Origin of the sequence: Kocuria subflava, from assembly GCF_012163155.1 — a bacterium.
Classification (GTDB): domain Bacteria; phylum Actinomycetota; class Actinomycetes; order Actinomycetales; family Micrococcaceae; genus Kocuria; species Kocuria subflava.
The window spans coordinates 211,000-233,074 of the sequence record NZ_JAAVUN010000002.1 but is presented as its reverse complement, the minus strand read 5'-3'; the positions used below and the strand labels follow the sequence as shown (position 1 = coordinate 233,074).

General features: G+C 63.7%; 24 protein-coding genes and 1 pseudogene. 11 read left to right on the top strand and 14 right to left on the bottom strand.

Annotated elements, in window-relative coordinates; genetic code table 11:
* Window positions 1–68: 68 nt before the first annotated feature.
* The 3 genes and pseudogenes from GTW58_RS02560 to GTW58_RS02550 form a co-directional block, all read right to left on the bottom strand.
* Window positions 69–341, bottom strand: a pseudogene (locus GTW58_RS02560) (TrmH family RNA methyltransferase); the annotation flags it as partial.
* Window positions 342–378: 37 nt separating this feature from the next.
* Window positions 379–1,245 carry a sulfite exporter TauE/SafE family protein gene (locus GTW58_RS02555; protein WP_119933664.1) on the bottom strand — a complete coding sequence of 289 codons (867 nt, stop codon included), beginning with the start codon at window positions 1,243–1,245 and terminating at the stop codon, window positions 379–381.
* A gap of 74 nt (window positions 1,246–1,319) precedes the next feature.
* The gene (locus GTW58_RS02550) at window positions 1,320–2,105 is read right to left on the bottom strand and encodes an ABC transporter ATP-binding protein (RefSeq protein WP_119933665.1); all 786 of its coding nucleotides are present in this window, start codon (window positions 2,103–2,105) and stop codon (window positions 1,320–1,322) included.
* Between the two features lie 184 nt (window positions 2,106–2,289).
* Here GTW58_RS02550 and serB point away from each other — a divergent pair, with 184 nt between their 5' ends.
* The gene (gene serB / locus GTW58_RS02545; protein ID WP_119933674.1) at window positions 2,290–3,222 is read left to right on the top strand and encodes a phosphoserine phosphatase SerB; all 933 of its coding nucleotides are present in this window, start codon (window positions 2,290–2,292) and stop codon (window positions 3,220–3,222) included.
* 139 nt (window positions 3,223–3,361) lie between these two features.
* On the opposite strand, the gene GTW58_RS02540 is transcribed toward serB, so the two are convergent.
* Window positions 3,362–4,132: an SDR family oxidoreductase gene (locus GTW58_RS02540; RefSeq protein ID WP_047690905.1), complete on the bottom strand. Its 771-nt coding sequence runs from the start codon at window positions 4,130–4,132 to the stop codon at window positions 3,362–3,364.
* A 168-nt stretch (window positions 4,133–4,300) separates the two neighbouring features.
* Complete coding sequence (gene fabG, locus GTW58_RS02535) at window positions 4,301–5,032, bottom strand: 3-oxoacyl-ACP reductase FabG (protein WP_119933666.1); 732 nt, start codon at window positions 5,030–5,032, stop codon at window positions 4,301–4,303.
* 316 nt (window positions 5,033–5,348) lie between these two features.
* Between fabG and GTW58_RS02530 the strand changes: the two genes are divergently transcribed.
* The 3 genes from GTW58_RS02530 to GTW58_RS02520 all read left to right on the top strand — a co-directional run bounded on the left by GTW58_RS02530 (window position 5,349) and on the right by GTW58_RS02520 (window position 7,209).
* Window positions 5,349–5,873 (top strand): DUF3099 domain-containing protein, encoded by a 525-nt coding sequence (locus tag GTW58_RS02530; protein ID WP_157980574.1) that lies wholly within the window; start codon window positions 5,349–5,351, stop codon window positions 5,871–5,873.
* 98 nt (window positions 5,874–5,971) lie between these two features.
* Window positions 5,972–6,223 (top strand): hypothetical protein, encoded by a 252-nt coding sequence (locus GTW58_RS02525; RefSeq protein WP_047690892.1) that lies wholly within the window; start codon window positions 5,972–5,974, stop codon window positions 6,221–6,223.
* Window positions 6,220–7,209, top strand: a complete 990-nt coding sequence (locus GTW58_RS02520) for an SURF1 family cytochrome oxidase biogenesis protein (RefSeq protein ID WP_052209626.1) — start codon at window positions 6,220–6,222, stop codon at window positions 7,207–7,209. The genes GTW58_RS02525 and GTW58_RS02520 overlap by 4 nt, the downstream gene beginning before the upstream one ends.
* An 81-nt stretch (window positions 7,210–7,290) precedes the next feature.
* On the opposite strand, the gene GTW58_RS02515 is transcribed toward GTW58_RS02520, so the two are convergent.
* Complete coding sequence (locus tag GTW58_RS02515; RefSeq protein ID WP_157980575.1) at window positions 7,291–7,989, bottom strand: hypothetical protein; 699 nt, start codon at window positions 7,987–7,989, stop codon at window positions 7,291–7,293.
* Between the two features lie 418 nt (window positions 7,990–8,407).
* Here GTW58_RS02515 and GTW58_RS14965 point away from each other — a divergent pair, with 418 nt between their 5' ends.
* Window positions 8,408–9,529, top strand: coding sequence for a PqqD family peptide modification chaperone (locus GTW58_RS14965; RefSeq protein WP_119933669.1), 1,122 nt, complete (start codon window positions 8,408–8,410; stop codon window positions 9,527–9,529).
* 20 nt (window positions 9,530–9,549) lie between these two features.
* On the opposite strand, the gene GTW58_RS02505 is transcribed toward GTW58_RS14965, so the two are convergent.
* Window positions 9,550–11,148, bottom strand: a complete 1,599-nt coding sequence (locus GTW58_RS02505) for an ABC-F family ATP-binding cassette domain-containing protein (protein ID WP_119933670.1) — start codon at window positions 11,146–11,148, stop codon at window positions 9,550–9,552.
* Window positions 11,149–11,434: 286 nt separating this feature from the next.
* Between GTW58_RS02505 and GTW58_RS02500 the strand changes: the two genes are divergently transcribed.
* The 6 genes from GTW58_RS02500 to GTW58_RS02475 all read left to right on the top strand — a co-directional run bounded on the left by GTW58_RS02500 (window position 11,435) and on the right by GTW58_RS02475 (window position 16,300).
* Complete coding sequence (locus GTW58_RS02500; RefSeq protein ID WP_119933671.1) at window positions 11,435–12,745, top strand: MFS transporter; 1,311 nt, start codon at window positions 11,435–11,437, stop codon at window positions 12,743–12,745.
* 99 nt (window positions 12,746–12,844) lie between these two features.
* Window positions 12,845–13,489 (top strand): biotin transporter BioY, encoded by a 645-nt coding sequence (locus GTW58_RS02495; protein WP_047690883.1) that lies wholly within the window; start codon window positions 12,845–12,847, stop codon window positions 13,487–13,489.
* On the top strand, window positions 13,486–14,274 hold the full coding sequence (locus tag GTW58_RS02490) for an energy-coupling factor ABC transporter ATP-binding protein (RefSeq protein ID WP_231559434.1): 789 nt from the start codon (window positions 13,486–13,488) through the stop codon (window positions 14,272–14,274). Before GTW58_RS02495 ends, GTW58_RS02490 begins: the two co-directional genes overlap by 4 nt.
* Window positions 14,271–14,909 (top strand): energy-coupling factor transporter transmembrane component T family protein, encoded by a 639-nt coding sequence (locus GTW58_RS02485; RefSeq protein WP_119933672.1) that lies wholly within the window; start codon window positions 14,271–14,273, stop codon window positions 14,907–14,909. The genes GTW58_RS02490 and GTW58_RS02485 overlap by 4 nt, the downstream gene beginning before the upstream one ends.
* Window positions 14,910–15,060: 151 nt before the next feature.
* The gene (gene ypfJ / locus GTW58_RS02480; RefSeq protein ID WP_119933673.1) at window positions 15,061–15,999 is read left to right on the top strand and encodes a KPN_02809 family neutral zinc metallopeptidase; all 939 of its coding nucleotides are present in this window, start codon (window positions 15,061–15,063) and stop codon (window positions 15,997–15,999) included.
* Window positions 16,000–16,024: 25 nt separating this feature from the next.
* On the top strand, window positions 16,025–16,300 hold the full coding sequence (locus tag GTW58_RS02475) for a muconolactone Delta-isomerase family protein (protein WP_047690877.1): 276 nt from the start codon (window positions 16,025–16,027) through the stop codon (window positions 16,298–16,300).
* A 104-nt stretch (window positions 16,301–16,404) separates the two neighbouring features.
* Here GTW58_RS02475 and GTW58_RS02470 read toward each other — a convergent pair whose 3' ends face one another.
* The 7 genes from GTW58_RS02470 to GTW58_RS02440 all read right to left on the bottom strand — a co-directional run bounded on the left by GTW58_RS02470 (window position 16,405) and on the right by GTW58_RS02440 (window position 22,004).
* The gene (locus tag GTW58_RS02470) at window positions 16,405–16,725 is read right to left on the bottom strand and encodes a helix-turn-helix domain-containing protein (RefSeq protein ID WP_157980576.1); all 321 of its coding nucleotides are present in this window, start codon (window positions 16,723–16,725) and stop codon (window positions 16,405–16,407) included.
* An 11-nt stretch (window positions 16,726–16,736) separates the two neighbouring features.
* The gene (locus GTW58_RS02465) at window positions 16,737–17,063 is read right to left on the bottom strand and encodes a type II toxin-antitoxin system RelE/ParE family toxin (protein WP_157980577.1); all 327 of its coding nucleotides are present in this window, start codon (window positions 17,061–17,063) and stop codon (window positions 16,737–16,739) included.
* Between the two features lie 176 nt (window positions 17,064–17,239).
* Complete coding sequence (locus GTW58_RS02460; protein ID WP_047690225.1) at window positions 17,240–17,578, bottom strand: metal-sulfur cluster assembly factor; 339 nt, start codon at window positions 17,576–17,578, stop codon at window positions 17,240–17,242.
* Window positions 17,579–17,609: 31 nt separating this feature from the next.
* A complete protein-coding gene (sufC, locus tag GTW58_RS02455; RefSeq protein ID WP_119933015.1) occupies window positions 17,610–18,371 on the bottom strand; it encodes a Fe-S cluster assembly ATPase SufC in 762 nt (253 codons plus the stop codon).
* A 43-nt stretch (window positions 18,372–18,414) separates the two neighbouring features.
* Complete coding sequence (gene sufD / locus GTW58_RS02450; RefSeq protein ID WP_119933046.1) at window positions 18,415–19,623, bottom strand: Fe-S cluster assembly protein SufD; 1,209 nt, start codon at window positions 19,621–19,623, stop codon at window positions 18,415–18,417.
* A gap of 109 nt (window positions 19,624–19,732) precedes the next feature.
* Window positions 19,733–21,184 carry a Fe-S cluster assembly protein SufB gene (sufB, locus tag GTW58_RS02445; protein ID WP_119933016.1) on the bottom strand — a complete coding sequence of 484 codons (1,452 nt, stop codon included), beginning with the start codon at window positions 21,182–21,184 and terminating at the stop codon, window positions 19,733–19,735.
* 67 nt (window positions 21,185–21,251) lie between these two features.
* Window positions 21,252–22,004 carry a helix-turn-helix transcriptional regulator gene (locus GTW58_RS02440; RefSeq protein WP_119933017.1) on the bottom strand — a complete coding sequence of 251 codons (753 nt, stop codon included), beginning with the start codon at window positions 22,002–22,004 and terminating at the stop codon, window positions 21,252–21,254.
* Between the last annotated feature and the right edge of the window lie 71 nt (window positions 22,005–22,075).

Sequence of the window (22,075 nt, the reverse complement as noted above, 5' to 3'; positions counted from 1 at the left end):
CACGCTGTTCAGCGCGACCGGAACCATCCTGACCAGCCGGTCCCGGACCAGCCAGGTAGACACTCACAGATGGCTTCTAACACCTCATCCGATCCCACGTACACGGGAACCTCCGGATGGGCTTCCAGAACATCAGCCAGATCATCCACCCACTTCTGCGCCATGAAGAAAGACCTGGGCTGATGACCAGCATCCAGGGCTCGGCGCAGCACCTTGGAGGATTCCGCCAGATACATCCCGCGTTCTGGTTCCAACTTCCGGCGCAGCGCCACATCCGTCAGGGACGTGTAATCGGCCACGCGTGAGTCATTCGGGTCAGTGAGGTGGATGATTCGGGCCAAGGGTCAGCTTCCGTCGTCGTCGTGAAAAGCGGGGGGATCAGATGAGCTGGCGGATCATGTTGGCCAGGGCCACCACACCCAGGAGCACAATCACGGTGCGCAGGGCCACCGGGGAGAGGCGCTGACCCACCTTGGCCCCCACCCAGGAACCCACGGTGGAGGAGATAGCGATCAACAGGACCACCCACCAGTTGACGCGGTCAAAGGCAAAGATCACGTAGGACAGGGCGGCCACAATGTTGACCACAGCCACCAGAACGGTCTTGACCGCGTTGGCGGACTGCATGGAGGCCATCAGGAACACGCCCAGGATCCCCAGCAACAGCACACCCTGGGCGGCCACAAAGTAGCCGCCGTACACGGCTGCCAGGAACACCAGGATGTAGAGGCTCAACGGTTGGGACTCGCGGTCCGGGTCCAGCGGCGGTGCCTGCTGCCCGGCAGCCTCAGCGCGTCCAGCGGCGCGCTTGGCCTGTTGCTCCTTCTTGGCCCGGACGGCCGCCTGCAACCGGGGCTGAAAGACCACGAACCCCAGCGCCACCAGGATCAGCACGGGTGCGACGTAGGCAAAAACCTCCTCCGGCAGGTGCATGAGCAACGCAGCCCCCACCACGCCACCCACCACGGAGCACGGGATGAGTTTGAGCAGGGTGCGCACCACGCCTTTGAGTTTGCTGCGGTACCCCCAGGCGCCGGTCAGGTTCCCGGCAATCAGGCCCATGGCATTGGACATGGTGGCCGTGACCGGTGACACGCCCATGGTCACCAGCACGGGGAATGTGACCAGGGTGCCGGAACCCACAATGGTGTTGATCAGACCGGCCCACACACCGGCCACCAAGATCAGGGCTACCTGCCACCACTCAAAGGGGAAGTTGGCGCCCAGCTCACTGAACCATTCCACGGACTCAAGCCTCTGTTGCTGTGTGGGTGCCGCTCAGACGGCACGGGGTGACCGTCAGTGCGCAGACGAGTGCGTCAGTCCTGACGGAAGGCAGCGAAGCGCTTGCCCACCCGCACGAGCTTAAGCGGCATCCCGTATGTGTCGGACAGCGCCTGCGGCGTCATGACCTCACCCACCGGCCCGGCAGCCACCACGGAACCTTCACGGATCAACAGGGCGTGGGTGAATCCCGGGGGAACCTCCTCCAGGTGGTGGGTGACCATCACGACAGCGGGCGCATTCTCCGAGGCCGCCAGCTGGTCCAGGCGCTCCACCAAATCTTCCCGGCCGGCCACGTCCAGGCCTGCAGCGGGCTCGTCCAGGAGCAGAAGTTCGGGGTCGGTCATCAGGGCGCGGGCAATCAGCACCCGCTTCTTCTCCCCGGAGGACAGGGAACCGAACTTGCGGTCAATCAGCCGCTGCAGGTCCCAGTCCTTGATGAGTTCATGAGCCCGGTCCTCATCGGTCTGTTCATAGCGCTCTCGCCACCGGCCGGCCACACCCCAGGCGGCAGAAACAACGGCGTCGAACACCGTTTCCCGCGCCGGGATCTGCTCCGCCAGTGGTGCGGAGGTCAGGCCGATGCGCGGGCGCAGTTCGAAAACATCCACGCGGCCCAGGGTTTCGTCCAGGATCTCCACGGCACCGCGGGTGGGGTGCAGGCGGGCTGCCGCAATGGAGAGCAGCGTGGACTTGCCCGCGCCGTTGGGGCCCAGAACCACCCAGCGCTCACTGTCCTGAACCGTCCAGGAGACCTGGTTCAACAGGTTCTTGGTGCCGCGGACAAGGTCTACATCGGTCATGTTCACAACAGCGCTCATGGGCACAACTCTAGTAGTGCGGCTCAGGCAGACGGGTCAGGGTTGCGGTGTGTGGCAGCAGCTTGAATCCGCATCATCTAGCCTCCCGGATGGTGTTGCCGGCTGGTTTCCGGGTGGTGAGGCGCTGGTCACGCACGGGGCTGCCAAGTTCATTCCAGCTGGCACGCCCGATAGAATCCCGGCCATGACCGACGAACTCGCCGTGATCGCATTGTCCAAGACCCCGCGGCCAGAAGACGTGGAAGCCATGCTGGCCGAGGTCGAGGACTCCGGTGCCACGGTTGAGCACTACGGCCGCGTTCGCGTGACCTCCACCGCCTCCGGCGGCAGCGAAGAATCTGAAGCATCCGGGTACTCCGCCATGACCGCCAGGGTCACCGGTGGCGACCTGGAGAAGCTGCGCACCCAACTGCGCCCGGATCCCATGGGCTTCCGTTGGCACAGCGTTGACGTCAACGTCATTCCAGGTCAGCTCTTTGATCCCGATGCCAAGAAAATGCTGATCATGGACGTGGATTCCACCCTGATCCAGCAGGAGGTCATTGAACTCCTGGCAGGTCACGTGGGCCGCCAGGAGGAGGTCGCTGCCGTCACGGACCGTGCCATGCGCGGCGAACTGGACTTTGCGCAATCCCTGCGCGAGCGGGTGGCGGTGCTCAAAGGCCTGCCCGTGTCCGTTCTGGAGGACGTGGTGGCACAGGTCCGTTTCAGCGTGGGCGCCCGCGTTCTGGTGGACACCTTCCACCGTGCCGGGCACACCGTTGCCGTGGTGTCCGGGGGCTTCAGCCAGATCCTCACTCCCCTGGCTCAGAAGCTGGGGCTGGATCACCACTTGGCCAATGAACTGGAAATTGAGGACGGTCACCTGACCGGACGCGTGGTGGGCCCCATTGTGGATGCCGACGTCAAAGAACGCATGCTGCGGGAATGGGCCCAAGCCGATCAGGTCAGCCCGGAACAGGTGATTGCCGTGGGCGATGGCGCCAATGACGCCAAGATGCTGGAAACCGCCGCGGTCGGCATCGCCTTCAACGGCAAGCCGAACCTGCGCGCGGAGGCCGACGCCCAGATCAACCTGCCCAACCTGGACTCGGTCCGCTTCTTCGCGGATCTCTGAGCAATCGGCGGCGGTCACTCCCCAGCTGCTGGCCCAGTTCGCCTCACAACACTGATACCCCACGCATTGCGTGGGGTATCAGTCCGTTGGTGGGAGATCGGCGGCGCGGCAGGGCGTCGTCGTCGTGCCGGGTGAAGCCTCAGTTCACGGGCTGTGCGGCACCACCGTCAGCGGGGAAATCCCCGGAGCCGCCCGCCAACTCGATGTGGCCGGTCTCAACGTCGGCGGTGACCATCTTGGCGATCTCCGTGGCGAACTCGTTGACGGACAGCAGCTTGCCGGCGGCCTCGCGGCGGGCCTCAAGGGCACCGGGCTGTGCGCGGTTGAGCAAGGTGGCGGTGACGGTGCCTTCGATCATGTCGCCGGAGACCACCACAAAGTCCACGCCTGCTTCCGTCATCTCCGGGATACGGGAGGTCAACTGATCCTCACCGGCGCGCTTGGACTTGGCCACGTCAGCGTAGGCATCCATGGTTTCCACCTCGCGGATGAAGTGGGCCTGGTGGCTGGTCACGAACACCACGCGGCCACCCTGCGGCAGGTACTTCAAGGCTGTGGTCAGGGCATCGTTCTGGGCATCGCGGTTCAGGCGCATGGCGTAGTCCTCGCCCATGCCGGATTCCATGCCGCCGGAGGCGTTGAGGATCACCACGTCCACGGAGCCAAAGGCTTCCACGGCCTGATCAAACAGAGCCTGCACGGTGTCGGTGTCCGTGAGGTCGGCGCCCACGGCAATGGCCTTGCCACCGGCTTCCTCGATCTCCTTGACCACCTTGTTGGCGCGGGGGGCCTTCTGGCGGTAATTGACCACCACGTTGGCCCCCTCACCGGCCAGGATCTTGGCTGTGTCTGCACCCACCCCGCGGGAGGATCCGGTGACCACAACGGTTTTGCCGGCAACTGAGTTCATCAAGATCTCCTTGAGTTCGGGGATTTGCGTCGGGTCAGCGGCCGTTTCCGGCGGCTCACCCAACGCAAACAACGGTTTTGTTCAGCCTATCCAGACGGAGCGGACAGCCCAATGGGAGGGACCGCTCACGGGTGCGGCCAGCTCAACTGAGCGCAACCAAGAGGGCGCTCACAGCCCCATGCCAAGCCCGCCGTCCACGCGGATCACGGTTCCGTTGACGTAACCGGCCCCGGGGGAAGCCAGCCACTGCACGGCGTTCGCCACCTCTTCCGGGTCGCCGAACCGTGCGGCGGGGATGGAGGTCATGTAGTTGGCGGTGACATCTTCCGGCAGTTCCGCGGTCATGTCCGTGGTGATGTACCCGGGGGCCACCACGTTGGCGGTCACGTTGCGGGCACCGAGTTCACGGGTGATGGCCCGAGCCATGCCGGTCAGCCCGGCCTTGGAAGCGGCGTAGTTGGCCTGGCCGGGAGCGCCAGTCACGCCCACCACGGAGGAAATGAAGATCACGCGGCCACGCTTGAGCTTGAGGAAACCCTTGGTGGCGCGCTTGGCCACACGGAAGGCACCCACCAGGTTGGTGTCCAGTACGGAGGTGAAGTCATCCTCGCTCATGCGCATGAGCAGGGTGTCCTTGGTGATGCCTGCGTTGGCCACCAGGATCTCCACGGGACCCCAGGTGGACTCGATTTCCTTGTAAGCGGCTTCCACAGATTTGGTGGAGCTGACGTCACACTGCACGGCGTCAACACCTTCGGGGGCGTCTCCGGAGCGGTAGGTGATGATCACACGGTCACCCTGTGCGCGGAAGGAATCGGCGATGCACTTGCCGATACCGCGGTTACCGCCCGTCACCAAAACAACACGGGGCTCTGTGGTTTCCGGGGTTGCAACTGCCATGGGAGATGGGTGCCTTTCGGTCATGCTGACGTGTTGTGGCCGCTGTGGTCACCTCGGTTAGGGGGACGTGACCTTGCGTGCGACCGGCTCAGACTATCCCCACCTGTGTAGGTAATCCTATGGCACGCCCAACCAGATGATGCACGTGGGCTTGTGCAAAGGCTCCAGAATTGCGCCGTACCCGGCCATTCTGGGGATCGCAGGCGTACCTGCTGCCCTTGCTCCGTCAACGGTTGGGTGCAAGCTCACACGGGTGCACAATGAGTTGTTGGGCTGTGCAACGCCCACCGTGCCCGGACTGTTCAGGAGGTGTCATTTGGCCAAGCGATACCTCACTCCCGCAGACATGGCACAACTCCAGGACAGACCTGGGCCGCCACACTCACCGACCCCGTCGTCGTCGTCCGTCAGCGCTCCGCGTAGGGGCCGTGAACGGGACACTGTTCACTCGATCACCGCCACTCCGGAGGCGCTGTCCGTGAACATGGGGCGGCGGATGAAGGTCTACGGCGTGCAGATGTTGCTGCGTGTGGCCTGCTTTTTTGGGTTCGTGCTGATTGACAACATCTGGTGGCGCATCGCGTGTGTGGTGGGCATGGTGGTTCTCCCGTGGTCTGCGGTGCTGCTGGCCAATGCGGGCGCGGACAAGTCCGAACGTTCCTCCCAGTACATGAGCCCGGAGCACCACCTCGAACTCTCTACAGTTCCCCACACGTCCCACGACGACGACGCCGCGGCCTCCCGTGAAGGCCATTTCCATCGTGAGGGGCAAACTGGAGTGGAGCCGGACAGAACCGATGTGGTGCGAGACAGAACCGTGGTGGAAGGCGAATGGTCGTGAAGGTGACTGCCAGCTGACACGGTTAGGCTGGTGGCTGCCCTGATCGTGCGAGTGCACGGTCCACTCATTCAGTAGTTTTCCAGGAGCATTCCGGCCCCATGTCCTTCGACCTGTTGGGTTCCCTGTCTCAGGGGCCACAATCCCAAGCGGCGCAGAGTTCCGGCCCGGAGGCGGTGCAGTGTTCGCGCCGAGGCTGCACGGTACAGGCCATGTGGAAGCTGGAATGGAACAACCCCAAGGTGCACACCCCGGAACGCCGCAAGGTCTGGACGGCCTGTGATGAGCACCGGGAGCACCTGGCGAATTTTCTGCGCCTGCGCGGTTTCCTCAAGGATGTGCTGCCGCTGTGAAATCCAAGATCGCGGCTTATTCGTTTCTGCTTTCCGGGCGGTGGATCGCCTGGTTCCTGTTGTGCTGCCTGGCCTCTGCCCTGTGTGTGTATCTGGGGTCCTGGCAGATGGCGCGCGCTGATGCCATGACGGCTCGCAATGACTTGATCATCAACAACTACGATGCCGCTGCTCTGACTGGCCCTGAAGCCGTGGATCAGTTCCAAGACTTCTCCCCCAACAACCAATGGCGCCCTGCGGAGGTTACCGGTGAATACCTCCCCGGTGAGACCCTGTTGGTGCGCAACCGCGCGCACAACGCGGTGATCGGTTACGAGGTGCTGGTGCCGTTCCGTACGGAGACCGGGTCCACCGTGGTTCTGGACCGGGGGTGGATTGCCACCTCTGATGCCGGTGACGGATCGGCTTCTGAGGTTCCTGCCCCACCCACCGGCACGGTGACAGTGACCGCGCGGTTGCAACCCGGTGAGGGTGAGGTGAACCGGCAGTCCCCGGACGGGCAGGTCCCGTCCATTTACCTACCGGGTGTTGCAGATGCCACCGGGTTGGATGTGTCCCAAGGGGCTTATGGCCAGGTGGCTGCAGAGAGCCCAGCCCCGGACGTTGCTCCCGAGTCCTTTGTGCAACCTGACCTGGACTATGGTCCCAACTTGTCCTACGCCCTGCAGTGGGATGCCTTTGCCGTGTTGATGTTTGTGGCCTACGGGTATTCTGCGCGCCAGAAGGTGCGTAACGATCAGTGGGATCGTGAATATGCTGCCCAGATTGAGGATGAACTGTCCCGGTACTACGACTCACAAGGCAACTTTGTGCCCCAGGGCGATGGCATGACGGAAGAGGACGTGGTTCGTCGGCTGGAGATGGTGGACGACATGCCCGCCCACCTCAAAGACATCATGCGTCCCAAACGCGTCAAGCGCACCTACGCGGTGGTGGATGCTGAGGAGGAAGACGCCCTGTTGGCGGCCCATCACGGCCGCAACTGAGCTTGTTGCTGGTGGTTGAAGACCTGTGGCCCCGCTCCTCGACGTGAGAAGCGGGGCCACAGATCTAGTAGTGCCGTGGGATCAGCAGACGGCGGGCTGCTCGTGCTGACCGGAGGCGGCGCCGCCAATGTACGCGGGACTGCTCTGACCCGTGCTCGAGCTGTTGCAGAAACGACCGTCCCAGGAGCAACGATTGCCCGGAGGGGTGACACCGGTGGGATACGTGGTGACGTTGTCCGTGCCGTTGGTGTTGAGCAAACGGGAGTATGAGATGGCCGGGTAGCACGTCTGTGCACCGGACCTGGTCAGATAGACGTGCGGCGTGCGACCGGTGGTGTTCACGGAGGTGGGGTGAGGGCGGGCAACGGTGTAGGACAACTCGCCACCGCTGAAGGTTCCGCTGCTACCCACCGTGCCAGTGGTGCTGGTTGAAATATTTGCACCCGGACGCACCGAGTAAAGGTCGGTCCAGACCAGCGCGGGTGCACACCAGGTGCCTGTACCGATGGTGAGGTCCTGGTTGAACACGAGTGTTGCTGTGAAGGAGGAGGTAGCCGTGCCCGCGGGCTGCGAGAGTTCCAGGCTCCAGATGTTGTTCTGAGAGGAGTTGGTCGTCGGCACTTCATTGGTGCCACCAGTACCCGCGCCGCCACCAGACACATTGACGGTCCAGGTCAGTCGCGTACCTGCAGGGATGACTCCCGTGCTGGAGGTGACGCCAAGGTAGATCGAGTGCACCTGGTAGTTGATGGTGCCGCCACCGTAAAACAGACGGCACACGGTGGCAGTCACCTCAGCCCGCGATGCGGCGTAGGCCGTGCTGCGCTAGCAACTGCAATGGCGGGTACGGCCCAGGCCGCACCCTTGGCGATGGTTCGCCGCGAGATGGTGGTTTCAGTCATGACGTGCGGTTCTCCCCGAATTGCGTGCGTGAATGTGGCAACTAGTCCGCTGCCCGCGATCCCCGCGCGCACCCCGGATGCTTTTGGACACAGTTGCGACACTGTGAAATTAACAGGTGGGCATGTCCTACATGAACCATCATGAAGATGTGACCTTGACCCAGCTTCAAGTTGCGACGGCCTCGCTCCGTTGCAGCTGGTAATGGCGTCCTCTCGGTGACAGTCTGTGACCAAGCTCTCTGCGTCCGCAGACACGCGCGAGGCCGCTGAATGATTGCCATTGGTACTCTCCCGGCGTGACTCAACCAACGTTGCCGGTAGCCGCAGGGGCGGGAATCAACCACCTCAGCATCGACGACGAGTCCCTGGAAACCATCCGCACCGTCTGGAATCGCTGCCTCCCGGAGGCATTGGACGCGGCGCAACCACCGGCCGTCGTCGTACTGGCTGACTACTGGAAAGACTCCGGGGAGATGCCTTCGGGTCGCAGCGATGCGGTGGTTGGTGACGTCACGGCCACCGCCATTGACGCCGGCATCGGTCACCGCGTCATGTTCCACGCGGCTGGACTCAGTGATCCTGAATCCCGGCGAACGATTGCTCTGGTGGCCCCCAGCGGGACGGGCAAGACCACAGCGGTGGCCGCACTCGGTAGCCAGTTCGGGTACGTGACGGATGAAACGGTGATCATTGACCCCGATTCGCTGGCCATCACACCGTTCCCCAAGCCGCTGTCCATCCTGGGGCCCTCCGGTCAGCGGCCCAAAACTCTCTTCTTCCCCGACGAACTCGGCCTGATGGCCACTCCTCAGAATCCCACGTTGGGTGCCGTGGTGGTTCTGGCCCGCGACCCCGACCACGACGACGCCCCCCACCTTGAGCGCCTAACCCTGGCCGATGCGTTGGGTCACCTGGTCCCGCAGACCTCATCTCTGGCGGCCTTGGACCGTGGGTTGGCAACCCTGGCGGGGGTTGTGGATCGGGTGGGTGGATGCCACCTGCTGCGCTACAGGGAAATCCACACCGTGGGACCGCTGCTGGAGAAACTCCTGGCTGCGGAACCTGTGCAGGAGTCGCCGGCTTGGTCGGCTGTTGAGCTACCAGTCGAGGGCCGCGTGGATGAACCTGCAAACACTTCAACTGTGCCCGATGGCTGGGTCCAACGAGCCACGGCCCAGGACGTCTTGGCGCTGCCTGATGACTGCTTGGCCGTGCTGGTGGACAGCAATTTCATGGTGTTGCAGGGACTGGGACCGGTGATCTGGGAGTCGCTGGATCAACCCACGCCGCTGGACACCCTGGTGGATCAACTGGCCTCTCACCCGGAAGCCCCGGAGGAGGCAGAACAAATGGTTCGGGATGCCGTGGCGCAGCTGGCCGAGCGTGGAGTCCTGTTGCTGGATCCGGCGAATGCTTAGGGTCAAGCCAAAGTGCTGGGTCAGGCCAATGAGATCAAGTCCTGATACTCCTTTGACCACAGGTCCTCGATCCCGTCCGGCAGCATGACCACGCGCTCCGGATCAAGAGCCTCCACGGCACCTTCGTCGTGGGAGACCAGGACCACCGCACCTTCGTAATTGCGCAGTGCGGCCAGGATTTCTTCACGGGAAGCCGGGTCCAGGTTGTTGGTGGGCTCATCCAGCAGCAACACGTTGGCAGAGGAGGCCACCAGCGTGGCCAAAGCCAAACGGGTCTTCTCGCCACCGGAGAGGACACCGGCGGGTTTGTCGACGTCGTCGCCCTGGAACAGGAATGAGCCCAGAATGGTGCGGGCCTGGGCGACCGCGAGCTCGGGGGCTGCGGTCTTCATGTTCTGAAGGACCGTGCGGTTCGTGTCCAGGGTGTCGTGCTCTTGGGCAAAGTAGCCGAGCTTCAAACCGTGCCCGGCCTCGATCACCCCGGAATCCGGCTGCGTGACGCCTGCCAGCATCCGCAGCAGAGTGGTCTTGCCGGCACCGTTGAGCCCCAGGATGACCACCTTGGAACCACGGTCAATGGCCAGGTCAACGTCTGTGAATATCTCTAGAGAGCCATAAGCCTTGGACAGGCCCTGCCCACGCAACGGGGTCTTGCCGCAGGAGGCCGGTGCCGGGAACCGGATGGCCGCCACCTTGTCCGCCACGCGCTCCCCCTCAACCCCTGCCATGAGGCGTTCGGCGCGTTTGATCATCTGCTGAGCGGCCACCGCCTTGGTGGCCTTGGCTCGCATCTTCTCCGCCTGGGCCATCAGGGCGGAGGCCTTCTTCTCCGCGTTGGCGAACTCGCGCTTGCGGCGGTGTTCATCCTGCTCACGCTGCAGCTTGTAGTGCTTCCAATCCATGTTGTAGATGTCCACGACGGCGCGGTTGGCATCCAGGTAGAAGACCTTGTTGACCACCATTTCCATGAGCTCAACATCGTGGGAGATGACCAACAGCCCGCCCGAATAGTTCTTCAAGAAGTCGCGCAGCCAGGTGATGGAGTCGGCATCCAAGTGGTTGGTGGGCTCATCCAGCAGCATGGTGTCCGCATCGGCAAACAGGATCCGGGCCAGCTCCACGCGTCGTCGTTGACCACCGGAGAGGGTGCGCAAGGGCTGAGTGAGCACACGCTCTGGCAGGTCCAGGTTTGCGGTGATGGTGGCGGCCTCGGACTCCGCGGCGTAACCGCCACCGGCCACGAACTCCGCCTCCAGCCGCGCGTAGCGCTTCATGGCCTTCTCCCGGATGGCATCTGTGGGGTTGGCCATGTCCTCCTCGGCCACCCGCATCCGGGCGATCACCTCCGCCAGTCCGCGGGCTGAGAAGATGCGGTCCCGGGCCAGCTGCTCCATGTCATCAACCTTGGGATCCTGGGGCAGGTAACCCACGGTGCCCGTGCGGGTCACGGAACCATCCGCCGGCAGCGTCTGACCGGCCAGCACCTTGGTCATGGTGGTCTTGCCTGCGCCGTTGCGACCCACCAGGCCAATCTTGTCCCCCCGCTGTACCCGGAAATTGACCTGGTCCATCAGCAGGCGCGCGCCAGCACGCAATTCCAAGTTGGACACAGTGATCAACGGGGTACAGCCTTTCGTGGGAGCGCCGCCAAGTAAGCAACATGGCGGCAAGACCGATCAAGTCTAGCGGCGAGTCACTCTCCTACGCAGTGTGGTCAAACATTGCTGCGCCCATACGATCTCCGCCTCAGACCGGGCCACCCAGCTGTGACAGGGAAAGAGCCGTTGGCGGCGCCATAAAGTGGCTGTTTCCCTGTCAAACGCGGCGCGGGTAGCGGCTGATCATTGGCTACGCTTTGCCTTGGACCGCGGTTGGCGGTGCCACCGTGCAACGCCAAGGACCCCCGTGAACCTTCGTGATTTCATCGATCAACGCCCCATGTCCGCCTACCAGTGGTTGGTGGTGGGGCTGTGCGGGTTGCTCAATGCCCTGGACGGGTACGACGTCCTCTCCATGGCCTTCACCGGATCCGCTGTGTCCCAGGAATTCGGGCTGACCGGATCTGAACTGGGTGTGCTGTTGAGTGCGGGTCTGGTGGGCATGGCGGTGGGTTCCCTGGTGATTGGTCCGCTGGCTGACCGTTACGGCCGCCGCCCGCTGTTGATCGTGTCACTGATCATCAACGGTGTGGGTATGGGCTTGTCCTCCATGGTGTCCTCCCATTGGGAACTGGCGGCCTACCGGGTTCTGACAGGCATTGGTGTGGGCGGAATCCTGGCCTGTACGGCGGTGATCGCCAGCGAGTACGCCAACAACAAGCGGCGCGGAATCGCCATCAGCGTCTTCACCGCAGGCTACGGGGTGGGCGCCACGCTGGGCGGTCTGGGTGCCGCTCAGTTGATCCCCATGTTCGGCTGGCGTTCGGTGTTCTTGGTGGGGGCCATCTGCACCGTGGTGGTCCTGGGGCTGGTCATCGCCCTGCTGCCCGAGTCCGTGGACTACCTGGCCACTGGCCGCCACCCGCGCTCCGCTCAGATCGCGGCCTCGGTGGCTCGCAAACTGGGGATCGACGACGCCCCCGCCCTCCCCACCGTGACTCAGTCAACGCAGAAGCAGAGTCCCGGTGGTGTGCTCAGCACCCGCTACCGCTCACAAAGCCTGTTGCTCTGGGCCAGCTGGTTTGTGGTGATGTTCGGCTTCTACTTTGCCAACACCTGGACTCCGGCGCTGTTGGTGGAATCCGGCATGACGCAGCAGCAGGGCATTCTGGGCGGCATCATGCTCACGGTGGGTGGCACCTTTGGCGCGCTGTTGTACGGCACATTGACTTCACGCTGGAGTGAGAAGGCCGTGTTGATTGTGTTTGTGATACTGCAGTCGGCCGCCTTGGTCCTGTTCATCACCACCACCTCGGTACCAGCGGTCGCCTTCTCCGCCGGTGTTGTGGTGGGAATGTTGGTCAACGGCTGCATTGCCGGCATGTACACCCTCTCCCCCATGACGTACGAACCCGCTCTGCGTGCCACCGGTGTGGGCTGGGGCATTGGTGTTGGCCGGGTGGGAGCCATCCTGGCGCCCCTGACCGTGGGTGCCCTGTTGGATCGCGGGTGGTCCCCGGTTCTGCTCTACGTGGCAGTTGCCGCTGTGGGGCTGCTGGCTTCGGTGGCGGTGTCCCGGTTGCGGGTGGGGCAGGCCGCGCGTTTGTCAGGGAAATGACCCGCTGGGCGCACTCAGAACGGTCATTTCCCTGACAAGCGCGCGGCACCCCGGGGGCGCTGGTCTGACTCAAACTTGAACAGTGTTTAAGATGCTCGCATGAGTTCTTCCAGCACCACGTCCCCAGCCTCACCATCCGCCACACCACGCGACCCCCAGCACCGCCCTGCGCAGCAACGCTCGGCCGGTACGGACCTTGCACTGATAGCTGTGTTCGCTGCCTTCTGCGCAGTCATGTCCGTCATGCCGGCCATCCCCGTGGGACCGCTGGCCGTGCCCATCACCTTGCAGACGCTGGCGGTGTACCTGACCGGTCTGGTGCTCGGCGGACGCCGCGGCGGTCTTGCCGTGCTGCTCTACGTGGTAGTGGGTGTGGCCGGACTGCCCATCTTCTCCGGATTCCGTGGCGGCCCCGGTGTGCTGGCAGGACCGTCCGCCGGTTACATCATCGGCTTTGCCGTGGCCGGTCTGTGCACCGGCCTGTTGGCCTATGCCGCACTGCGCCGCGCCCGCACCAACCGCTCTCGGCTGATCGGCCTGTTTGTTGCCGCACTCCTGGGTGGATTCGTGGTCTGCCGTCTGACCGGCATTCCCGGAATGTCCATCAACGGTGGCTTGAGCCTGCGGGACGCGTTCTTTGCCGACGTCGTCTACTGGCCCGGTGACCTCATCAAGTGCGCCGCTGCTGCTCTGGTGGCCGCCGCCGTTCACCGCGCCTTCCCGCGCCTGGCCGGTAGCCGTTGATCTTCGGCCGCCGCTCCCGGGCCGCTGCCCGCCACGACGACGACGCCCAACCCAACCCGGCCCTGGGCATCCACCTGGACCAGGTGGATGTGCGATTGCCCGGAGTGGACGGGCAACTGCAGGAAACCACCATCCTGGAGGACATCACCCTGGAGCTGACCCAGGCGCGGACCGCGATCCTTGGACTCAACGGCTCCGGCAAGTCCACGGTGTTGCGACTGCTCAACGGTCTCATGACACCCAGTGATGGCTCCGTCACGGTGCATGGGATCGACGTCGTCCAACAGCGCAAGGCGGCCCGGCGGACAGTGGGATTCGTGTTCACCGATCCCCTGGCGCAACTGCTGATGCCAACGGCCTTGGAGGATGTGGAGCTGTCCCTGCGTGAGGTTGAAGCCGATGCCACACAGCGGCGGGAGCTTGCCCAGGACTTGTTGGCGGCTGCAGGGTTGGCGGATCGGATGCATCATTCGGTGTACGACCTCTCCGGTGGCCAACGTCAACTGGCCGCGCTCACGGCGGTCTTGGCAGTGGAACCGTCCGTCCTGGTGTTGGATGAGCCCACCACGTTGTTGGATCTGCGGAATCGGGCGCGGTTAATGGAGCGGTTGGCTGGTCTGCCACAGCAACTGGTCTACGCCACCCACGATCTCGAGTTGGCTGCCACAGCCCAGCAGGTGGTGGTGATCCATGACGGCCAGGTGTTCGCCTGTGGAGGCCCCGAGTTGGTGGCCGACTACCACCAATGGTGTGTTGACGGGTTCCCTGGCTGGGACCAGTTGTGAGCGCCCAACGCGAGTTGTTCGGCACCTACCGCCCCCGGGACAACTGGCTGCACCGAGTGCCCGTGGGCGCCAAGGGGCTGGCGCTGCTGGTGCTTTCCGTGATTTTGATGCTGCCCTGGCAACGCTGGATTCCGGGTCTTGATCACCCGTGGCCGGTCCCGCTGGCCTGCGTGGTGCTGTTGATGATCCTGGGTGCCACCGGTGGTGTTGGCTGGCGTAGCTGGTGGGGCACCATTCGGCCGGCTCTGCTGATATTCGTCCTGTTGGCCGGCTATCACGTGCTGGTGGGGACTCCCCACCGTGGGGCAGGGGTGCTGCTCACGGTCCTGGGTGCCATGTTCGCCACCCGGATCCTGCTGGAAACCACGCCGCAAGCAGTGCTGTTGGACGGCCTGGTGCGACTGCTCGGGCCCTTGCGTGGGGTGGGGGTCAAACCGGAACGGGTGGGGTTGGCCATCCAGATCATGCTGCGCGCCATTCCCTACCTGTTGGGTGTGGTCGCGGACGTCCGAAGCGCCGCGGCAGCACGCGGCATCAGGATGGGGCCCGTCCGCGCAGCAACGCCGGCCGTGATTGCTGCGGTGGCCCATGCGCAACGCACCGGGGAAGCGTTGGCGGCGCGGGGACTGGACTGACGTGTCCGGTGGGCTCAGCTGGCATGGTTCCGGCGATGGCACCTTGCCTTTAGTGCTGGCTGCACCTGGGCTGTACCGGAGGCTGATCCCGGCGAGCATTGGCGGCTGCGCCTGACGGGCTGTGGGGCTCAGCTCACATTAGGATGCACACATGACTTTCAATCAGGGGTCCCGTCTGGACACGTCCCGCGTGCAGACCGGCGGACGTGGGGGTGGCGGTGGCCGCGGCGTCATGGTGGGTGGTGGCCTGATCCTGACCATTGTTCTGGGGCTGCTGTTCGGCCAGCCCATGCTGGGTGGCTTGGACAATGCCGTCAACCAGGGCAACTACTCGGAATACTCCACGGGATCCGGCAACGCGGCTCAAGCTCAGGACGAGTTGGCGCAGAAGTGCCAAACCGGTGCAGATGCCAATCAGCACACGGACTGCCGTGTGGTGGCCACCGCCAACAGCCTGGATGCCATGTGGGCCACCTACCTCCCGGAGTCCACCGGCGTGCAGTACAACATGCCGGGTCTGGTGCTGTTCTCCGGCTCCGAGTACTCCCCCTGCGGTACGGCCTCCTCTGCAACGGGTCCGTTCTACTGCCCGTCCAACCAGACGGTCTACCTGGATGATTCGTTCTTCGCCACGTTGCAGACCGACTTTGGCGCCCAAGGCGGACCCTTGGCCGAGGAATACGTGGTGGCACACGAGTTCGCCCACCACATCCAGTACCAACTGGGCTACTTGGGCTCTGCCGCCAGCTCCCGTCAGGGGTCGGATTCAGGTGCCGTTCGAGTGGAACTGCAGGCCGACTGCTACGCCGGACTGTGGGCCAACCGAGCCTCCAGCGACGACTTCACCGGTGCGGTGGTGCTCAACGACATCACGGAGGACGACCTGCGTGCGGCCATGTCCACCGCAGCCTCCATCGGTGATGACCACATTCAGCAGACCACGTCTGGGCGTGTGAACCCGGAGGCCTTCACCCACGGCACCTCCGAGCAGCGCATGGCCTGGTTCATGAACGGCTACCGGACCGGGGACATCGGCCAGTGCGACACCTTCAACGCCACTGACCTGGATGATCCTGGCAGCATCCGCTGACAACCCAACGATAGGAAGACACCACATGAAGTTCTTGTGCCAGATGCAGGTCACCTTTCCCGAGTCCATGAGCCCGGAGGAGGTGGCCCAGAAGCAGGCTGAGGAGAAGGAGTACTCCCAGGCCCTGCAACGTTCAGGTGAGTTCGAGGCCATCTACCGGGTGGTGGGAAAGTACGCCAACGTCTCCATCTTTGAGGTGGAGTCCAACCAGCGTCTGCATGAGATCCTCTCCGGATTCCCCATGTTCCCGTACATGAGCATCGAGACCACGGCCCTGGCCACGCACCCCAACGCCATCTGAGGTCCCACCACCCCTGAATCAGAACTGCCGAACGTTGCGAGTTCGTTCGATTCCAACGGGTGGAATCGAACGAACTCGCAACGTTCGGCAGTATGGGGCGTACCTTATGCGGAGGCCAGCTCCTGAACGTAGGTCCGTTCCTGCTCGATGTGAACTTCAACCACCCCCGCACGCGCCAGTCGCTGCAAAGTCTCGATCGATGGTGTGACGTCCCCTCGTTCCAACCGAGCTACGTGGGGCTGCTTCCAACCGAAATTGTTTCCGAACGCCGTCTGCGTGAGGTTGTGCTCGCTGCGGTAGCGGACCACCGCTCGACTGACCGCGTCTGCCAGTTCAAGTCGATCGGCCTCAGCAGCGTACTCAGGGTCGGCTTCCCGGCGCCCGTCAGCGATCTGATCGTGACTCTTCAACTCGGAGAGCTTCATGGTCATCACCTTCATTCTTCGATCTGGTTCAGGCGTTCCTCTGCGGCGCGGCAAGCTCGGTCAAATCCCTTGGAGTCGTGCTGGGCTTCCGGCCCGTAGGCCCCGATGACGAACACGTCCCCAATCCGCCGATACAAGGCTCGAGTAAGGCTTCGGCCACCGCGGGGCCGGAGTTCGCGCAGCTTTGTGGCGCCCTTCACTGCGCTGGAGTGCGGAAAGGGAAGCCCCGGTCCAGACTGTTTGAGTTTCGCAATGGCGTTGTCCACAGCCACGGCCTCGCGAGCGTCGAGTTTGGCGTACTCACGTTCGGCGTCAGGGTGGTCGGCAACGGTCCACATGCCAGCAAACATACCATTGGTGTTATAGCGGGCAGCGCCCCATCCCTGAATCAGAACTGCCGAACGTTGCGAGTTCGTTCGATTCCAACGGGTGGAATCGAACGAACTCGCAACGTTCGGCAGTATGGGGCGTGCGGGCCGGGTAAGACCGGTTGGGCCTGACGACCGCGCCGAGATCAGATGTTGAAGCCCAAAGCCCTCATCTGATCCCGTCCGTCCTCCGTGATGCGTTCCATGCCCCACGGCGGCATCCAGACCCAGTTGACGTGCCACTCGTCAACCATGGGACCAACGTTCTGCTCCACCTGCTCCTCGATCACGTCCTGCAGCGGGCAGGCTGCCGTGGTCAAGGTCATGTCCAGCTTCAGGGCCCCGTCCTCCATGTAGGAGGCCCCGTAGAGCAGGCCCAGGTCCACAATGTTGACGCCCAGTTCGGGGTCGATCACGTTCTTGAGCGCTTCCTCGACCTCGTCGATCGACGGCGCCCCTGCGGGAACTTCTGCGGTCTCAGTCATGACGTCTCCTTCCAGGCAACGGGCTGATGGATCAGCGAGCGGCTGCGACGTAGTTGTCGTAGCCCTCTTCTTCCAGCTGCAAAGCCAGCTCGGGGCCGCCCTGCTCCACGATCCGGCCGTCGTTGAAGACGTGGACGTAGTCGGGCTTGATGTAGCGCAGGATGCGGTTGTAGTGGGTGATCAGCATGACGCCAAGGTTGTTTTCCTCCTTGGCGCGGTTCACGCCTTCGGAGACCACACGCAGGGCATCCACGTCCAGACCGGAGTCAGTCTCATCCAGCAGTGCCATCTTTGGCTTGAGCAGTTCCAGCTGCATGATCTCCATGCGCTTCTTCTCACCGCCGGAGAAGCCCTCGTTGACGTTGCGCTGAATCATGGTGGGATCCATCTTCAAGCGGTCGGCAACGGCCTTGACGTCCTTGGTCCAGGTGCGCAGGGAGGGAGCTTCCCCGTCCACTGCGGTCTTGGCGGAGCGCAGGAAGTTGGAGGTGGTCACGCCGGGGATTTCCACGGGGTACTGCATGGCCAGGAACAGTCCGGCGCGTGCGCGCTCGTCCACGGACATCTCCAGGACGTCCTCCCCGTCCAGCCGCACGGAGCCGGAGTCCACGCGGAACTTGGGGTGACCTGCAATGGTGGAGGCCAGGGTGGACTTGCCGGAGCCGTTGGGGCCCATAATGGCGTGGACTTCACCTGAGTTGATGGTGATGTTGACGCCCTTGAGGATCTGCTTGCTGTTGTCCTCGTCCAGCAGCACGGATGCGTTCAGATCTTTGATTTCCAGAGTGCTCAATGTCTCTCCTGAAGTTCTGTGAAAAATGTGTGGTGGGCCGGGCTCAGTGGTCGGCGTTGGACAGTTCGGCTTCAACGACCTCGCGCAGGCGGGCCTCAATGCCTTCGTCCTCGATCTGCTGAAGGATCTCGAACAGGAAGCCCCGAACCACCAGGCGGCGGGCTTCCACCTCCGGGATGCCGCGGGACATCAGGTAGTAGAGGTGTTCGGCGTCCAACTGGCCGGTGGTGGAGGCGTGACCGGCACCTGCGATCAGGCCGGTTTCGATCTCCAGGTTGGGGATCGAGTCCATGCGCGGACCGTCGTTGAGGATCAGGTTGCGGTTCAGCTCGTAGGTGTCTGTGCCTTCGGCCTCGGGGCGGATCAGCACGTCACCCACCCACACACCGTGGGCTGCGCGGCCCTGCAGGGCGGACTTGTAGGTCACCCGGGACACGCAGTTGGGCTGAGAGTGATCCACGAACAGGCGTGATTCCAGGTGCTGGCCGTCATCCACAAAGGTCAGGCCGTACATCTCCACCTCACCGCCGGGTGCGGTGTAGCGCACGGACGGGGTGACGCGGACGGTGTCGCCGCCCAGGCTCACGCACACGTGCTTGAACCGGGCGTCCCGGCCCAGCTTGGCGTGCTGGGCGGAGGCGTGGGCGGTGCCCGCATCCTGCCATTCCTGCAGGGAGACCACGGTCAGGTTGGCCGAATCCCCCACCGTGAACTCTACGTTCTGGCTCACCACGGCAGTGCCGCTGTGGTGCAGCACCACGCGTGCCTTGGAGAACGGCTTGGCGTCGATGATCACGTGCTGGGCTGCCGGATCCGTGTGGGTGCCCTTGATCTCCACGGAGATGGTCTGATCGACCTCGACCTCCTGCGGGATGGTCACCACGGTGGCCTGGGAGAAGTGCGCCCAGGCATTCGCGGACAAGCGGTCCTCCGGGATGCCGGCGGAACCCACGCGGGCGTCGTCGCGACCCACGGTTTCCACGGTCACCAGATCCGTGCCGGACACCGTCACGGACGGTGCCTCACCGGTGAGGTCGGAGGTGTGCAGCCCGTTGAGACGCTTCAGCGGGGTGAAGCGGAAGTCCTCTTCACGGCCCGTGAGCTCGGGAAAATCGGCAAGGTCGTAGGAGGCGGTGCGCTCCGCACGGGAGTTTCCTGCCGGCTTCTTGGGGTCGCGCCGGATGGTGACCTCAACCTCGCTGTCATCACCTGCGGTGTGCTCCGTGGCGAGCTTCTCGCCCTCCTGGGTCATCCCAGGAATGGCCACTCGGGCCTCATCGGTACGCACCCCGGCAACGACGTCGTCTTCGGCGGTGGTCACATCGGCCCCGGGTGCGGGTCGCGTGGTGGTGTTGGACGTGTCAGCCAACGGAGCCCTCCATCTGCAGTTCGATCAAGCGGTTGAGTTCAAGTGCGTATTCCATGGGCAGTTCGCGGGCAATGGGCTCCACGAATCCGCGCACGATCATGGCCATGGCCTCTTCCTCCGCAATGCCGCGCTGCATGAGGTAGAACAGCTGCTCCTCGGAGACGCGGGAAACGGTGGCCTCGTGCCCCATGGAGACGTCGTCCTCACGGATGTCCACGTACGGGTAGGTGTCCGACCGGGAAATGGTGTCCACCAGCAGGGCGTCGCACACCACGTTGGACTTGGCGTTGTGAGCGCCTTCCCGAACCTGAACCAGACCGCGGTAGGCCGCGCGGCCACCGTTACGGGCCACGGACTTGGAGACGATCGAGGATGAGGTGTTGGGGGCCACGTGCACCATCTTGGAACCGGTGTCCTGGTGCTGACCCTCACCGGCAAAGGCGATGGAGAGGGTCTCACCCTTGGCGTGCTCGCCGGTCATGTAGACGGCCGGGTACTTCTGGGTGACCTTGGAACCGATGTTGCCGTCGATCCACTCCATGGTGGCGCCCTCATGGGCAATGGCCCGCTTGGTCACCAGGTTGTAGACGTTGTTGGACCAGTTCTGGATGGTGGTGTAGCGAACGCGGGCGTTCTTCTTGACGATGATCTCCACGTTGGCCGAGTGCAGGGAGTCGGTCTTGTAGATCGGTGCCGTGCAGCCCTCGATGTAGTGCACGTAGGAGCCTTCATCAGCAATGATCAGCGTGCGCTCGAACTGCCCCATGTTCTCCGTGTTGATGCGGAAGTAGGCCTGCAGGGGGATCTCCACGTGAACGCCCTTGGGTACGTACACGAATGATCCACCGGACCACACAGCCGTGTTCAGGGCGGCGAACTTGTTGTCACCGACCGGGATCACGGTGCCAAAGTATTCCTCGAAGAACTCGGGGTGCTCGCGAAGGGCGGTGTCGGTGTCCATGAAGATCACGCCCTGCTCCTCCAGGTCCTCACGGATCTGGTGATAGACCACCTCGGACTCGTACTGGGCGGCCACACCGGCCACCAGTCGGGAGCGCTCGGCCTCCGGGATGCCCAGCTTCTCGTAGGTGTCGCGGATGTCCTCCGGCAGGTCCTCCCAGGACTGCGCCTGCTTTTCCGAGGCGCGCACGAAGTACTTGATGTTGTCGAAGTCGATCTCCGACAGGTCCGCACCCCAGGTGGGCATGGGCTTGCGGTCAAAGAACTTCAGGGCCTTCAGACGCATGTTCAGCATCCACTCGGGCTCGTTCTTCTTGGCGGAGATGTCCCGAACGACTTCCTCACTCAGACCACGACGCGCGGATGCACCGGCAACGTCAGGGTCAGCCCAGCCGTATTCGTAGTTGCCGATGCCCTCGAGCTCCGGGTTCTTCTCCAAGATTTCGCTAATGACGGTGTCATTGGCGTTCGTCACGTCAGTCATGACGGCCTCCTCGTGTCGAGCAGTTCGGTGTGCAGGCGGGCTGGGGTCAGCCCTGGTTGATGGGCAGTCAGCGACCCGGCGTACCGGTGCGTCCCGCAGTCTGTTGTGGCCTGGACAGCGGCACATGTGTGTTGCACACGTGCGCACCGGCGGCCAGTGTGGAAAGCCTGCGGATGTCAACATCCAGCAGGGAGGCGATCATCCGGGTCTCTGCCTCGCAGAACTCGGGGTGTTTGGTGGCGATCTCCTGCACCGGGCAGTGTCCTTGACACAGCTGGGCGGAGAGCACCCGGTGGCGGCTGGGTCCCACTTTGACGGTGTTGGCCGAGGCGGCGTACCCATCTGCCGAGAGCAGACGAACCAAGACGTCCAGCCGTTCTGCGACGTCGTCGCCAGCGGCCTCCACGGTGGGACGGTACCGGCGTTCCATGTGTTCGAACTGTTGGTCCACAAAGGCGCGCAGCGCCTGCTCCCCGCCCAGGTCGCGCAGGGCATCCAGTGCGTCAGCGGCAATGCCCAGGTAATCGTTGCCCAGGCGTTCGTGCCCCTCAGGAGCGACGACGTAGCGCCTGGCCGGGCGACCAGCACCCGAACCCCGGCGGCGCACCATGGTGACCTCAATGAAGCGGTCCCGCTCCAGGGCATCCAGGTGACGGCGAATGGCTGCCGGGGTCAGATCCATGCGGCGGCCAAGGTCACGGGCGGAAACGGGACCATGTTCCAGAACAGCATTGAGCACGCGGGAACGCGTGGTGGACTCCGTGGATTCCTCAACCGTCTGGGGCTGGTTCACGGTGGTGGACGAATGCTCCACGGTCATGCGCTGCCTCCCATCACGGTCACACGTCGGCTCCACATCGGGGCCAAATTACACAACCAAAGTATGTCTAA